The sequence below is a fragment of the Povalibacter sp. genome (genome assembly GCF_036520495.1).
GTDB lineage: Bacteria > Pseudomonadota > Gammaproteobacteria > Steroidobacterales > Steroidobacteraceae > Steroidobacter.
Map to the genome: position 1 here is coordinate 28,883 of NZ_DATDJO010000027.1, position 15,051 is coordinate 43,933.

Below are 15,051 nucleotides of genomic sequence, written 5' to 3' on the forward strand. Positions count from 1 at the left end.
TGATGATCAGATGTCTAGTTAGCTGCATTGAGCTAGTCACCGGTCATCAGTGCCTGGTTACTGGCCTCGGAATCACTGTTCGGCAGCAATCCCAAGGCCAGCGAAGTTCCCGATCCTACAAAACCAAGGACAACTTCGATTTCCAAAAGACTCAGAAGCTATATTTCGCTGTGAGACCCCACTCCCTTTGTATTGCCGGCTGGAACAATGCATTCAGGCCGAGACCAGGCTGCGAATACGCTGACAACATGTAGAGCTCATCCGTGAGATTCGTCCCGAATGCCGACAAGCTCCAGCCCGCGGAAAGATCCAAATTGATCCTTGCATTCACGATTCCGTATGCCTGCTGCTGCAGCATGGGATTCGTCGTGTTCTGTACTTCGAAATAGACCTTGCTCCTCCAAGCATAGTCAACGCGAGCACTCCAATTGCCCCAGGCAGTGGGAATCTTGTACTCGCTTGCCAGCGCATAAGACCACTTCGGAGTAAACACGAACTCGCTATCCAGCTTCAGCGGCCCACCCCTCGCATCCGCCTCGGTGTATTTCGCATCAGTGAGCCCTACTCCGGCGGTGAACGTGAGGTTCTCCACCGGCTCAAGCAGCATATCGACCTCAAACCCTTTGATTTCCGCTGATGGTGCATTCGAGGCAAGTTTCACCGGAACGATGGTCCCATTCACTATCGATGTGTAGTTGAAAGAGTATTGGATATCGGAATAGTCGCTGTAGAAGAACGCGGCGTTCAGACGCAGGCGACGATCAAACAAGGTCGACTTTGTGCCCAGCTCATAGGTCCAGACATGCTCCGGCAAGAAAGCCTTGAGTCGTTCATCACGAACCGGACTGGTAACCTGTGGTGTCAGACCGCCGCTCTTGAGTCCCTGGGCTGCGGAAACGTATGTCATTACATCCTGATTCCACTTGTAAGCGACACTGGCACGCCCGGTCCAATCGCTGGTGCGGGTCTTGCCACCGAGCGGAGCCAGACAGGCGGCACAATCAAAGCCGCCATCTTGTATATCCGACTGCTGATGAGTGCCTGCTTGTTTGTCCACCGTATAACGAAGCCCGGCTGTGAAATTGAGCTTGTCCGTAATCGCGAACGTCCCTTCGCCGAAGGCTGCGAGATTCTTGTTGTCTGACCATCTATCCACTCTGAAGCTCGAATCCGCAATGAGCCCAGCAGCAGTAAGCGGTTCGAAAATTCTCGCATCTGAAGGGTCGGAGACTTTCTCGGAAAAGGAATACAGCCCCATGACCCAATCGAGTCTGTCATCAAATGACGCCCCGTTGAGCTGAAATTCCTGGCTGAACTGCTCCTGGTCTGTGTAGTTGATTACGCTGCCAATATTGTGTGGGCTGAAATCGAAATCCACCCCAAAAGCGGTGGTGTATTCCCGATAAGCAGTAATCAGCTTTATCGACAGAACATCAGTGAGGCTCCAATCGAGCGTCACGGAACCACCCAGTGAATCCATCTTGTTGAAGTTATTTGCAGGCCCATAGGTGGTGAAGACGTCCCTGGGCACGATGCCCGCGTTCAGGGGCGGAACCGGCCTGAAAACGGCATTGAAAGTGTTGTGGACGAAATTTGGAGTAAAGGACCCAACCGTCCGTACGGTGCCTTTCTCATCAAGGTCCATTGCTTCAGCTGAGAACAGGATCGAAATATCGTCTGACAGTATCCAGTCGAGCAAGACCCGGCCGCTGATCCTGTCCCTGTCACCCATCTCATCGATCTTCCTTCCCGTGGAGTAATCGAGCACCTTGCCATACCCACTCTTGTTCTGCGTTCCCACCGCGATCCTGCCGTTCAACCTGCCTGGGATCAGTGCCCCATTCAGATTGATCTTGGCGTCTAATCGATCATACGACCCGAAAGTTACCTCCGCGGTACCGAAAAAATCCGCCGTAGGTCGCGCGGTGACAAAGCTCACGGCACCGCCGACGGTGTTCCTTCCGAACAAGGTCCCTTGCGGCCCCCGCAATACTTCGACCCGCTCGAGGTCCATCAACCCCAGATCGATCGCTTGCTGCGTAGACAGATAAACACCATCCAGGTAAATGCCAACACCCGGACCGCCTACCGAATTCCCAATCGTATTGCCTATACCACGCATGAACACTTCTGAGGTCAAAGCACCGTCGTTGCCGTTGTTGTACATGCTGAAGTTGGGAGTAAACGCGGATAATTCTCGCAGACTGGTGACCGATTTGGCCTCGATATCCGCTGTCGAAAACACATCTATCGATATTGGAACATCCTGCAAATTCTCGGCCCTTCTCCTCGCGGTGACCGTAACTTCTTCAAGGGTCGCTCTGGCGGTGTAACCCTCGGCTCCTTTGGCGAAAACACTATTGCTGGAAGCAAGCACCGCCAGAGCGGAGAACAAACCGATTGGCCTTATAGTCATGTCATACCCCCCTTCTTTTTTGTTGGTCTTGGAAAGACGCGCAGTGGTTCGTTGTCAGGTTGTGACCAGACGCGGATACATGAGTTCGATGCCACAGCGATCTTTTCGTTCTGCGTCAGCCTTTCTCAGCAGCGCCTGCGCCGCGAATCGGTTGATAGTTCGCATGGTCGCGGCGGGAATCGTCTCGTGAATCAGGTCGTCGCAGCCGAACGGGTGATACCGGGCGAGCAACTGATGGACATGATTCTCGGTGTTGCGCAAGGACGTACCGTTGATGCCAGTCAGCTGCATGCGTTCGAGCACGGGCAAGTCGCGGGGTGCTACCCACTTCGTGTAGTGGCATCGACGGACCGCCCAGATAAGGATGATCGTTCGCCCGAGACGCAGTGCGGATCGGCGGGAGCTTTTCGACCTTCATTGAATTCCTCGCCCCAACGCGGCCAACACGCAGCCATGCACGACAATTCAGATTGTATTAACAACGGTCTCGTTATGCAAGTCTGTAGATAAGCAACCGCTGCGGAAGATGTCCGCGCAGAAATGGCGGGCGATTAGCGTGTCGCACTTCGAGCATCCTTCTCCCATTACAATCCTAAAAACACAGGGGTTTTGACGCACGCAGTCGTCGCGTCGATGAACTTTAGAAGCACGTTAATCCACCGGCACCCTCACTTGCTCATCAACTTCGCCTACTTCTACGATTCCGTTTCTACACTGGAGTCACGCAGCTCCCGGCCAGAATTTTTTCTTGCTAATTTTCATATGTCGGACAGATGGCGCTATCTTTCTCGATTTGTAGCGATGAACGAGAGCCATCTTGTGCCATCTCAGCGTATATAGCCGTTGTTGCTGGCACAGCAAGACGCACTTATTCCAGAAACACCAATCGATATCGTCCCAGCGCGAGAGTTGAAGCGGCTACTCTTGCATCAATAACCGTCCATCCGCCAGTGCCCTGCGGGTTGCAGCATCGGCGAGCGTCTCTCGCCGTAGGTTTTGGCTGCATCCGCAATCGGTACAGCGAAGTTAGATGCCGTGGATTCCAGAAGGCTCGCACCGGTCAGATACCGCAGCAGGGGAACCCATGCGCAGGGCCAACAACGATGCGCGATCTGGGGCTGCGTGGGGTGGTTCGGGCCGCGGGCTTCAAGACGACGATTCCGGATGAGGTGGCAGTGCGGCCGGTGGACCTGGTCAACCGCGAGTTCACGGCCGAGCGTCCGAATCAGCTGTGGGGTGGCAGACTTCAGTGTGCCGCAGCAAGCGGCGTAGGAGATGAGAGATGTAGTTAAGGAGAACAACAGGCCTCTCGCAACCGGCTTGCAGGAGCAGGTTGCAAACCACCGCAAGCGGCTGGAGTCAAAAGCTCTGGTCGTGAGCGTTGCGGAAAAGGTGCCGTAAGGCATCAGGTGAGAATCGCAGAAGGCGAACAACAGTGAACTGCCGTTCAATTGTCGAAAGTGCTCAAACGATGTCGAACCCGGACGTTGAAGTTAATCCGGGAGCAGCATGGCGGGAGCCTGCCTATTGGCCATGCGACATCCGGCATAGAGGCAGCGCCAGCTCGGTTCGGGCTCCTATGTGGAACTGCGGGAACCTTCGATCGCGATGGCAAGGGAAAGGCACAAGCGTAACCCGCGAGGCCGACAGTACCGAGGCGCGATCAAGGGACGGAGCGATTCGTAGTAGCGATGAAGTCACCGTAATGGTGATGGAGCGAAGGGATCGCATCATCGAGTCAGATGCTCAGGCCAACTGCGCAAGCAGGAGGAGCCGAGGCAAATGACAAGGCCGTTCGTCATTTCCAAGCGACGTGTCTGGGATGCATTCCAGCGGGTCAAGGCCAATGGCGGCAGCGCCGGAGTAGATCAGGAATCGATCGAGGTGTTTGAGAGCACGCTTGGCGACAACCTGTACAAGCTTTGGAATCGGATGGGCTCTGGCAGCTACTTTCCGCCGCCAGTGAAAGCGGTACCGATACCGAAGAAAAGCGGGGGCACACGGATACTTGGCGTGCCGACAGTTGCCGATCGAGTCGCACAGACGGTGGTCAAGATGGTCCTCGAGCCGCAGCTCGAGCCGGTGTTCGATTGCAACTCATTTGGCTATCGGCCGGGGCGCTCTGCTCTGGATGCGGTGGCGCTGGTGAGGCGGCGATGCTGGGAATATGACTGGGTTGTCGAGTTCGACGTCAAAGGTCTGTTCGATAACATTGATCATGAACTTCTTCTACGAGCGGTACGAAAGCACTGCAGCGTTCCATGGGTTCTTCTATACATCGACAGATGGCTGAAGGCGCCCATGGAGATCGAAGGAAAGCGGGTAGCGCGAGAACGAGGGACGCCGCAAGGCGGTGTCGTCAGTCCGCTGCTCGCCAATCTCTTCTTGCACTACGCGATGGATGTCTGGATGCGCCGTCATCTTCAGAGCGTGCGGTTCTGCCGCTACGCTGATGATGGTGTTGTTCATTGCCAAAGCGAAGCGCAGGCAAAGCTGGTGTTGAGGAAGCTAGGAGAGCGACTGCGCGAGTGCGGGCTCGAACTGCATCCGGAGAAAACGCAGATCGTGTACTGCCAGGATGTCAATCGGAAGGCAGAGTACCCCGTGGTCCAGTTCACCTTTCTCGGCTACACGTTCCGACCGCGCAAGGCGGTGGATAAATATGGTCGGGTCTATGTGAACTTCTCTCCGGCGGTGAGCCGCGAGGCTATGAAGGCCATGCGGCAAACGGTGTGAGGATGGCATCTGCAGATCAAGTGCGACAAAACGCTGGGCGACCTCTCGAAGATGTTCGGTCCGGTGCTTCGTGGCTGGGCGAACTACTACGGTCGGTTCTATGCGAAGGCGATGAAGCCGTTGTGGCGGCACGTGAACGATTACTTGGTGCGCTGGATGCAACGCAAGTACAAGCGCCTTGCACGCGGGGTAACCCGCGCCGCACGGGCGCTTGGCCGGCTTGCCGAACGCGCGCCGAAATCGTTCGTGCATTGGGATCTGGGGTTTATCCCCGCGGCTCGATGACGGGAGCCGGATGAGCCGAGAGGTTCATGTCCGGTTCTGCGAGGGGCTGGGGCTGCAATGCCCCGGCCTACTCACCCGTATGTCGCCGCCTCACGTGGTCCGGTGTTCGTCGCCTTCGTGATAGATGTGCAGCTGAACAAATACCAGCGAGCGATGAAATGGATTCTCGAGGGCGCGAAGAACAGTTGATTGTGCGAGAAAGACCAACCTTGGTTGCTTGCGGGCGCGCCGGCGCAGCAGCTTCGCAATTCGATGTCCAAACGTACGATTCGACAAAGGCTGCGAGCCGCCGGTCGGACGAGTGACGGTGTCGATCGTCATTGCCAGGGCCAAGTGAGCTGGGAAGCGGATGCGCGAATCACTTGATCGTTGCCGGCATGCATCTGGCTTCAGAAATGTGCCCATGGAATAATTTCCCGGGCCCGGCCAAGACCGAACTCGGTCGGGGTATTTCTAGGGGTATCACGGAACGACGAAACGCTAGCTCAATGATTCCTACCTCAATTCGAAAAGATTGCGGTGCCCTCCACCGGCACCAGCTTAATGTTTTCAATGACTTAGGCTAACTGGCTCGCGGTACTCCAACTGAGTACTCCAAACGTGAGCCAGCACCTTTCCCGTAGACCGTCCGGTATCTACGCTTTCAGGCTTGTCATCCCTGCCCACCTGTCGCACCTCTCCCCCAAGGGTGAGATTCATATCAGTCTGGGGACCACCTCTAGGCCACTGGCTGTAGCGCTGGCTGCTAGGGTCTGGACACGGTGGGTGGAGGCAACAAAGCACCCTAGTGTGATGGGTGGTGCATCCCTTGAGGACTACTTGCGTTGTGACATGTCTGCTATTGAGCTACCCAAAGTCACCCTCTTCCCGTTGATGGAAGCTGTGGGAAGTGTTTCCGGTGATGCTATCCGGGCGTCACTGTCCTTCTTTGCCGCGTACAACATCCCTGTCCATATCCACCAGAGGTGGTCCCGCTTTTTGATACAGCCGGCTAAGTGACGGCTCTGCTCTTGTCGGCGAAGATATCGCCGGAATTCAGGAGCATCAATGAGCAAGAGATCCGGACGCAATCATTTACCGGCGTTCAAAGCCAAAGTAGCCGTGGAAGCGGTCAAGGGCCAGCAGACGGTGATCGAGATCGCCGAACGCTTTAACGTGCACCCGACGCAGGTGACGCAATGGAAGACGCAGCTGCTCGAGCGAGCGATGGAGGCGTTCGGCGCAAGTGCGGAGAAAACTGCGCAGCCGGCCATCAAGGAACTGCACGCAAAGATCGGCCAACAGGCACTGGAGATCGATTTTTTAGCCGGCGCGCTCGGTCGCATCGGCGATCCGAGCGCAAAGCGATGATCGATCGGGAGCATGAGCTGCCGCTGGTGCGTCAGGCGGTGCTGGTCGGACTGTCACGCGGAGCGATCTACTACGAACCACGCCCCTTGCCCGAGCGCGATCTGCAGCTGATGCGCCGGATCGATGAGCTGCACCTGGAGCATCCCTTTGCCGGCAGCCGCATGCTGCGCGACCTGCTCAATGCGGAAGCTCAGGCGGTTGGCCGCCGGCATGTGTCGACGCTGATAAAGCGCATGGGAATCGAGGCGATTTACCGCAAGAAGAACACCAGCCGACCGAATCTGGAGCACACCATCTATCCGTATCTTCTGCGGCGACTGCAGATCGATCGGCCCAACCAGGTGTGGGCGACCGATATCACCTATATCCCGATGGCGCGCGGCTTCGTGTACCTGGCGGCTGTAATCGACTGGTACACGCGCAAGGTGCTCTCCTGGCGGTTGTCGAACACGCTCACCACCGACTTCTGTGTCGAGGCGTTGGAGGAAGCGTTAGCGACGTACGGCACACCTGAGATCTTCAACACCGATCAGGGCTGCCAGTTCACGAGCCTGGAGTTCACCAGTGTGCTCAAGCAGCACGGCATCCGTATCAGCATGGATGGCAAGGGCCGCTGGCGCGACAACGTGTTCGTCGAGCGGCTGTGGAAGTCGGTGAAGTACGAGGAAGTCTACCTGCGTGCCTACGACAGCGTCAGCGCGGCGCGCAGCGGCCTGGCTCGTTACTTCCAGTTCTACAACACGCGCCGCCCGCATACGGCGCTTGACCGGCGCACGCCCGATGCCGTGTACTTTGAATCGCTGCCGCTCGCGCAGGCAGCTTGAAACCGCAGGGCCTTACTTAACCGAGCGCGTTTTGCTGTTCAGATTTGCGAGGCCACTTCTGGCACATCCGGCTCCGCTCCAACACAGACCGGCGCGACGGCGAATCGGTCGCAGTGACTGCTCGTCGTTTGCAGCGTCATCGCGCGTCAACGGCACCTTCCGTGCTCGCCCCGCCCTTCATTGCTCGCACACGCAGACGGATCTGCTTTTCCGTCTCAATCACAGCGAACAACGCCACCCCGACGCCGACGATCAAGAGACCATCGAACAGCGGTACCGGTTCGGTGGCAAATACACGATGCATCGGCGGCAGGTAGGTAATTGCGAACTGCGCGAGTGTAACCGCAATAACGGTTATCCAAACCACGCGCGTTCCCTTGACGGCGCTCCACGTTAGCGATGTGCCGTAGATGTTGCGGATAAAGAACAGGTGGAAGATTTCCATGACGACCAGCGTGTTCACGGCGATCGTCCGGGCAAGTTCAACCGAATAACCTCGGTCCATTGCATAGGAAAAAATGCCGAAGACACCAGCCAGGAACAGCGCCGAGACCAACACAATGTGCCAGGCCAGCTCGCCGGTGATCAACGATTCATTGCGTGCGCGTGGCGGGCGTCGCATCGTGTTCGGTTCGGTGGGCTCGAAGGCGAGTGCAAGGCCGAGCGTGATGGCCGTGATGAGGTTGATCCAGAGGATCTGCACGGGCGTTATCGGCAGCGTCATGCCGAATAGAAGCGCGACGATGATGGTCGTTGCTTCGCCTGCGTTCGTCGGCAGCGTCCAGCTGATCACTTTCTTGACGTTGTCGTAAACCGTGCGGCCTTCGCCAACTGCGGCGGCGATCGAGGCAAAATTGTCATCCGCCAGCACCAACTCGGCCGCCTCCTTCGCCGCCTCGCTACCTTTCTTGCCCATTGCGATGCCTGCATCCGCTCGCTTCAACGCCGGTGCGTCGTTGACGCCGTCGCCCGTCATTGCCACAGTCATCCCGTGCGACTGGAGCGCCATGACCAAGCGAAGCTTGTGCTCAGGGCTCGTCCGCGCGAACACATCTGTATTGACCACAGCGGCGGCGAGCGCCACATCATCCATACGGTCGAGCTCGACGCCGGTCAACACGTTGCCAGGGTTCTTCAGCGCAATCTGCTGGGCGATCGCAACAGCGGTTCCAGCGTGATCTCCAGTGATCATCTTCACGCGGATACCCGCCTCGTGGCATTGCGCCACCGCTTCGATCGCTTCCGCGCGCGGCGGATCGATCAGCCCGGCCAGACCGAGCAGCACCAACGTGCCGTGTACATCCGCATGCTCCAGGACGGTGTCCGAGGAAGCGACCGGCTTGATGGCAAACGCCAGAACGCGCTGACCTCGTGCAGCGATGATCTCGGCCTTGTCATGCCAGTACGCGGCGTCGAGCGGTTCCGTATCTCCCTTCGCGGCTCGCTGTTCATTGCACATCCCGGTGATCCGCTCAGGCGCACCTTTGACGAAAACGAACCCATTGCCTTCGTGGTCGTGGTTCAGCGTCGCCATGAACCGATGCCTCGCATCGAAAGGAATCGCATCGGTGCGCGTCCAGACGGCGCGGTCATGACGATCGTCCAGACCCACCTTGCCGGCGAAGGCGAGCAGCGCGCCCTCCATGGGATCGCCTTCTACGGTCCAGGCGCCCTCGTGCTCACGAAGGGCCGCATCGTTGCAGAGAACGCTGGCACGCGCGAGCTCTTGCAGAGTGCCGTGATCGCGACCGTTCACCTCGACGCCCTCGCATCTAATGGCGCCGCTGCGCTCGTAGCCCTCTCCTTCCACATTGAAAAGATGGGAGGAAGTCGCGACTGAGGCGACCATCATTTCGTTGCGAGTGAGCGTACCCGTCTTGTCCGTGCATATCACCGACACCGAGCCGAGGGTTTCGATCGCGGGAAGCCTTCGGACGATGGCATTGCGACGCGCCATCGCTTGCACGCCGACCGCTAACGTGATTGTCAGCACCGCCGGCAATCCTTCGGGAATCGCAGCGACCGAGAGTCCGACCACGGCCATGAACATTTCGGAGAACTCGTGATGCTCGACGAAGTAACCGAAGACGAGCAGCAGAGCGGCGATGAGCAGAATCAGAATCGTGAGCCATTTGGCGAACACGCCCATCTGCGTCACGAGTGGAGTCGTCAGCATTTCCACTTCCGACAGGAGGCCGCTGATCCGCCCTATCTCTGTGGCCGCTCCCGTTGCGACGACGACGCCGATTCCCTGACCCGCAGTCACCAGCGTCCCGGAAAATGCGAGACAAGAGCGATCACCGAGCGGCGCGCTCGCCGCGACAGCATTGGTTTGCTTCTCGACGGGTAACGACTCGCCGGTCAAAATCGCCTCCTGAACCTGCAAACCGCGCGCTTGCAGCAACCGCAGATCGGCCGCCACTTTGTCACCCGCCTCGAGAAGAACGATGTCACCGGGCACGAGCGTCTCGCCGTCGACGCTTCGACGCTCCCCGTCGCGCATTACGGATGCATGAGGCGCGAGCATGTGGCGAATCGCGTCCATTGCTCGCTCTGCTTTCCCTTCCTGAATGAAACCGATGATGGCGTTGGCAATCACGACCGCCAGAATCACCAGCGTATCCACGAGATGGCCCATTGCAGCCGTGATGACTGCGGAACCGAGCAGGACGTAGATCAGGATGTTATGAAATTGAAGCAGGAAGTGCCTGAGCGCACTTCGCCTGGGCGGCTCAGGCAGGCGGTTCGGACCATGCACGGCGAGGCGCTTCTGCGCCTCTGACTGCGAAAGGCCGCGCGACGCCGCCTTCAGCTCCGCCAGCACCTCGGCTGTCGCTCTCTCATGCCACGACGCCTGCTGCTTGGTCATTTCGATCGCAGCCTTGCCCATATCCATATCTTCAATATGCCCTCACGGGCGAAACAAACCCATTGGGCTTCATCGCGAGCAGCGAGCACCGTATCTCCCGGAGCGTATTCTCGGCAGTGTTGCCGATGATGAATTCTGGGATGCCCGTTCTGCCCACGGTACCCATTACGAGGATATCGAGCTGCAGGCTATCGGCGAACTTCGGGATGGCTTGGTCCGGCCGGCCCCTGACGTGGTGCACGCGACTTTGCCCCGTAGTACCCGATTCATGAATCAAGTCCTCCAACGCACCACGAGCGTCGCGCTCGGCGGACGCTACACCAGCGTCAATCTGCTTTTCCGGAACCCTCGCCCAAGGTGAGTGGCGCAAGCAGTTCTCGAACTCGAAATCCCAGCAGGAAATGATGGTCAGATCCCCGCTGCAGGTGTCAGCAAGTGATCTCGACAGCCACAGTAGCTGCAGCGCCAGATCCCGACCAGCCGGCTGCATGCTCTGCGGATCCACCGCGACGCCAACTCGGATCTCAGTCCGGTGACGACTGATCGGACGACACAACCACACAGGACATGGACACAACCGCAGCAATTGCATGTCGAGCGCTCGAAAACCAACACCGCGCTCGGTCTGCTCGGCCTGCTTGATCAGCAGGTCATGCGCATCGCGCAGGACGCGCCGCACGATGCGTACCGCAGGCGTGCCTCCGCATTCCACCGCTACAATAGTACGAACCTCGTCGGCTGCCAATTTCAATTCAGCCTGACCACTGGCGACGAATGCCCAGATCCGATCGGCAAGCACTGCTTCGTAGCCAACTTCATACTCGCCGAGCTTCTTGGGAGCATTGGACAGACAGCGACAACCTGCAGCGTGGTCGCATTGTTCCGACCCAAGCTGAGTGCTTGCTTCAGAGAATCAGTCTCGCCCTCGGTCCCACGAGTGACATACAGGATGTTCTGGAATCGACGCATGATGTGCCCCCCTCATTGCATACGCTGGACAAGGAACTTACTTCACAACCGTGACTGGACAAGGCGCTAGCTGGATGACCCTTGGCGGCGACCGAACCCAGCAGCAGCTTGGCGATGCCTCCGAGACCGCTATTGCCCATCACCATCTCGCTGCAGTGCTTGCTTCTTGCCACGCAATGATGGTGGTTGCAGGGTCGCCGATCTGCACGCGGACATCTGCCTTGCATTGTCGTCGCCCGAGAATGCTCGTGCCGATTTAAGAGCCTCATCTGCACATCGCTTCTGGTGCTCAGCGACCATCGCGCGAGACACAAACCGGCTTGGAGGAAGGACTGGCTGCACGTTGAGGACAAGAAGCGAGGCGCCAGCACTGGAAGTTCGCTTCTCTGCATACTCGAGCGCTCGCTTTGAGCACTCCGAGCCGTCGACCGGAACGAGAATCGTGCGGCCCGGCTTCATGTTCGCCCTCCAGTCCAGAGCCGTATCCGGAGCTGACGTTATGGTTGAGATGCCCCTACATGCGCCTGAGTCACTCCTGTGCGCACAATGGCTTTACGAGCATTGCTTGCCTGCGCCGTTCCGGCTCGTGCTGCTGCCGCTGCCTTGGGGAGCACCACAGTTTCCTTGCGAGTTCGTCCGAGCCGCAGCTGAAAGCCGTCAGGTTTGATCAGCAGTAGATCGCACGGGGCGTCGCGAATAATGGTTTCAGCCGTGTCGCCAATGACGAAGCGCTCCATCCATCGGCGGCTGATGATGCCCATCGCAAGGATCTGAGCGGGTAGCGTGCTTGCGAATTCTGGCAAGCCTTTGGCAACACTGCCGTGCACGAAGTGCACAGACTTCACATCAGCGTCGGCCTTCCTGATGAGCTGTTCCATTCGAGAATGCGTGCGCTTGTCGAAGCGCTTACGCTCCGCCGCTGTTACGGCGAGCGGATATGCGCTGGGTGGTATGGCATGCACAACGTGAAGCTCGACACCAAGCGTAACCGCTATTTCGGCCGCAGAATGGACAATGGATATGTCCAAACTCGCAGGCTTGTCATTTGCGTGCGTCGGGTCCAGCGCTGCGAGCACGACGCCGGATGCCTGCGTACCCGACATCGCGTGGGTCACAAGCAGCGGCCGAGGACACAAACGCATTAACTCCCAGTCTGTTAAGCGGAACTGAGGCGGACGGTTCTCACGACGTTCATGTCTCCCCGCCACCACGAGGTCCGCGTTCTCGCGGATCGCTGCGCGCACGACAGCTTCGTGCACGGGCTCTTCCCAAACGACACGGACGTCTACGCTAAGACCGCCTGCTCTCAATGAGTTCGCGTGCCGTTCCAGCAATCGCATCCGGTCGGCCACGAACCAGCCGCGCGACTTCGCAAGCCGCTTGGAGTCGAAGAACGGCCGCCCACTCAGCGCCGAATCAAAAGCCGCATGAAAGAGTACAAGGCGTGCACCGGTCGCTTTCGCAAGCTGCGCTCCCCGGTCCATGGCCGGCTCTCGGCTACTCGCTGCGTCGGCGACGGCCACAAGGATTGTTCGGAGCTTCGATCGTGCCACTTGGGTGCCCTTCTCCATTTGCCAACGAGAACTCTGTACGCATGAGATACCAAGGTCACCATTGTCATCGGCTCGAGTGCGGACGTAGCTGAGAGGATCCACGGGTCGCCTAAGCAGATGCCACGCTTTGCCGTGCTGCCGGAACGCAGCCCCAAGCCGCGCGTTGGCTCGGGCGGCTCGAACACCGTCCTGGACTAGGACGCCTCGCGTCGGCGTGCAACCACGCGTTGCAGCTGCTCGTGCTGTGCGGCGAGGCTCCAATGGTCAGATTCTCCAACGGACTCCGGATCTGTCTCGCGCTGCGGCTGCTAGCGCAGCGCACGTGCGACGCGATGCGAAGTCCCTACATCGGCCCATCCACACTGCGGCAGACAGCACACGCAGATAGGCTTCTCGTCCAGGCAAGATGTCACGTGAAAAATCGATCGTCGGCAGTTCAGCGTAGAACTCCGCGGTTGCTCGTGGACTCGCGCGCGACGCGAGGTCGCGGCGGACGGCGCTGTGCATGGCCGTGACGATGTCCGGAATACGCCGCCTGAACAGGGCCAGCAGCGTTTGGCCAGATGCCGTCATGATGAACGCATTCCCCAACCCTCCTCGCGCGACGAGCTCGCGAACGTGCAGCGCCGGCGGGCGCTGCGTCGTCAGCGCGAGGACGTTGCCCGAGAATTCGAGCAACGGGTACTTGCACACCCTCTTCATCTGGTCCTGACCACCATGCCAGGAGTCGGCATCAGGACCGCCGCCCGACTCCTGATCGATGTAGCCACTCGGGCCTTCGCCTCGGCCGCTCATCTGGCGGCCTACGCAGGCCTTGCGCCCGTCACGACGCTCCGGTTCTTCCATCCGTGGCGAGCATCCGTCCAGGCGGGGAAACAAACAACTGAAGCGCGCGCTGTTCCTGTCGGCCTTCGCAGCGCTGCGCGACCCGATCTCGAGGGCATACTACGCAGGCAAGATCAGCCAAGGTAAACGCCACAATCAGGCCCTCATCGCGCTCGCGCGTCGGCGCTGCGATGTCTTGTTCGCCATCCTCCGGGACGGGACGCTATACAGCCCACCGCAAGGAGAAAACCCGTTGACAACAACATAGTGACACCCCCGGATCGATACTCACGTAGGAAATTCACAAGATTAGTTGAATGCGATCTTGCGATTCGATCTAAGGAAGGTCTGATTAATTGCCGCCAAGGCGGATGACTGTGCGACTGAAAACGTTCAGAGCAAAGTTGGGGTCGGTGGATGCAGCCTCTGGGCTGAATTCTGGGGCGCGCTGTGCGCCTGGACGCCGCGCATCTTCATGTCGCCACTCGCAGCAGATGCTTTCGAGCGCTGAACAGGTTCGCCAGGGCGCACGTCACCTGCAACCGATGCAGATTCTTCGCCAAGCCGCGATAGCGAACCTTGTTGAAGCCGAACTGTAGTGGTCAAGTCATCCCGGACACGGCGTTACGTTTTTCGTCTGCAACAGCCGGTGCCAGTCCGTTATTGAACTGATGCGGCCGTATCCAATTGTATCGGTGCATCAGGTACTCACTGATGTCCGGTGTGCTTCCCGCGCCGTCATGTAACCCGCGGACGGGAGCCATTCTGTCTTGAAGCTGCGGAACAGCCTCTCCATCGGAGAATTGTCCCAGCAATTTCCTCGACGACTTATGCTCTGCTGTATCCGATAGCGCCGCAGGCGCTGTCGGAACTTCCGGCTCGCATACTGACCGCCTTGATCCGAGTGGAACAGCAGCCCTTGCGGCCGACCACGCTGCTCGTAGGCCATCTCCAGCGCTTGCACGACCAGGTCGGCATCGGGGCGTGTCGAGAACGCCCAGCCGAAGACCCGTCGCGTGAACAAGTCGAGTACGGCCGCCAGGTAATGCCAACCCCCTTGAACCCCAGACATAGGTGATGTCGCCGCACCAGATCTGATTCGGCGCATCAACCGCGAACTGACGATTGAGGTGGTTCGGTATATCGATCCGCTCCACCGTGGCTTGCTTGTAGGCATGGCTGCCGGGCTGCTTGCAGATCAGCCCCAGCTCCTCCATCAAGCTG

The 15,051-nt window shown here is 58.6% G+C and carries 9 protein-coding genes and 4 pseudogenes; 4 read left to right on the top strand and 9 right to left on the bottom strand.

Annotated features, from left to right (window positions below):
- Nucleotides 1-151 precede the first annotated feature (151 nt).
- Nucleotides 152-2,416, bottom strand: coding sequence for a TonB-dependent receptor (locus VIZ63_RS10060; protein ID WP_331609454.1), 2,265 nt, complete (start codon nucleotides 2,414-2,416; stop codon nucleotides 152-154).
- Nucleotides 2,417-2,470: 54 nt separating this feature from the next.
- Nucleotides 2,471-2,707: a hypothetical protein gene (locus VIZ63_RS10065; RefSeq protein WP_331609455.1), complete on the bottom strand. Its 237-nt coding sequence runs from the start codon at nucleotides 2,705-2,707 to the stop codon at nucleotides 2,471-2,473.
- A 1,491-nt stretch (nucleotides 2,708-4,198) separates the two neighbouring features.
- On the opposite strand from VIZ63_RS10065, the pseudogene ltrA reads away from it, so the two are divergent.
- A pseudogene (ltrA, locus tag VIZ63_RS10075) lies at nucleotides 4,199-5,437 on the top strand (group II intron reverse transcriptase/maturase).
- A gap of 90 nt (nucleotides 5,438-5,527) precedes the next feature.
- On the opposite strand, the gene VIZ63_RS10085 reads toward ltrA, so the two are convergent.
- Nucleotides 5,528-5,842, bottom strand: a complete 315-nt coding sequence (locus tag VIZ63_RS10085; RefSeq protein ID WP_331609458.1) for a hypothetical protein — start codon at nucleotides 5,840-5,842, stop codon at nucleotides 5,528-5,530.
- A 195-nt stretch (nucleotides 5,843-6,037) separates the two neighbouring features.
- Between VIZ63_RS10085 and VIZ63_RS25615 the strand changes: the two genes are divergently transcribed.
- On the top strand, nucleotides 6,038-6,436 hold the full coding sequence (locus VIZ63_RS25615) for a DUF6538 domain-containing protein (protein ID WP_414703784.1): 399 nt from the start codon (nucleotides 6,038-6,040) through the stop codon (nucleotides 6,434-6,436).
- Nucleotides 6,437-6,484: 48 nt separating this feature from the next.
- Nucleotides 6,485-7,611, top strand: a protein-coding gene (locus VIZ63_RS10090; RefSeq protein WP_414703785.1) for an IS3 family transposase whose coding sequence is annotated in 2 segments (ribosomal slippage) — nucleotides 6,485-6,731 and nucleotides 6,731-7,611 — 1,128 coding nt in all. Because the reading frame shifts where the segments join, the coding sequence is not laid out codon by codon here.
- A gap of 136 nt (nucleotides 7,612-7,747) precedes the next feature.
- Here VIZ63_RS10090 and VIZ63_RS10095 read toward each other — a convergent pair.
- From VIZ63_RS10095 to VIZ63_RS10105, 4 genes are all read right to left on the bottom strand, one after another.
- Nucleotides 7,748-10,480, bottom strand: a complete 2,733-nt coding sequence (locus VIZ63_RS10095) for a cation-transporting P-type ATPase (protein WP_349261163.1) — start codon at nucleotides 10,478-10,480, stop codon at nucleotides 7,748-7,750.
- A gap of 31 nt (nucleotides 10,481-10,511) precedes the next feature.
- Nucleotides 10,512-11,279, bottom strand: a complete 768-nt coding sequence (locus VIZ63_RS10100; protein ID WP_331609461.1) for a universal stress protein — start codon at nucleotides 11,277-11,279, stop codon at nucleotides 10,512-10,514.
- A gap of 299 nt (nucleotides 11,280-11,578) precedes the next feature.
- Complete coding sequence (locus VIZ63_RS25620) at nucleotides 11,579-11,908, bottom strand: universal stress protein (protein ID WP_414703786.1); 330 nt, start codon at nucleotides 11,906-11,908, stop codon at nucleotides 11,579-11,581.
- Nucleotides 11,909-11,946: 38 nt separating this feature from the next.
- Nucleotides 11,947-13,020: a universal stress protein gene (locus VIZ63_RS10105; RefSeq protein WP_331609462.1), complete on the bottom strand. Its 1,074-nt coding sequence runs from the start codon at nucleotides 13,018-13,020 to the stop codon at nucleotides 11,947-11,949.
- A 618-nt stretch (nucleotides 13,021-13,638) separates the two neighbouring features.
- Between VIZ63_RS10105 and VIZ63_RS10110 the strand changes: the two are divergent.
- Nucleotides 13,639-14,095 (top strand): annotated as a pseudogene (locus VIZ63_RS10110) (transposase); the annotation flags it as partial.
- Between the two features lie 205 nt (nucleotides 14,096-14,300).
- Here the strand turns inward: VIZ63_RS10110 and VIZ63_RS10115 are convergent.
- Together VIZ63_RS10115 and VIZ63_RS10120 are read right to left on the bottom strand one after the other, a co-directional pair.
- Nucleotides 14,301-14,423: pseudogene (locus tag VIZ63_RS10115) on the bottom strand (IS5/IS1182 family transposase); the annotation flags it as partial.
- 6 nt (nucleotides 14,424-14,429) lie between these two features.
- Nucleotides 14,430-15,051, bottom strand: a pseudogene (locus tag VIZ63_RS10120) (IS3 family transposase); the annotation flags it as partial.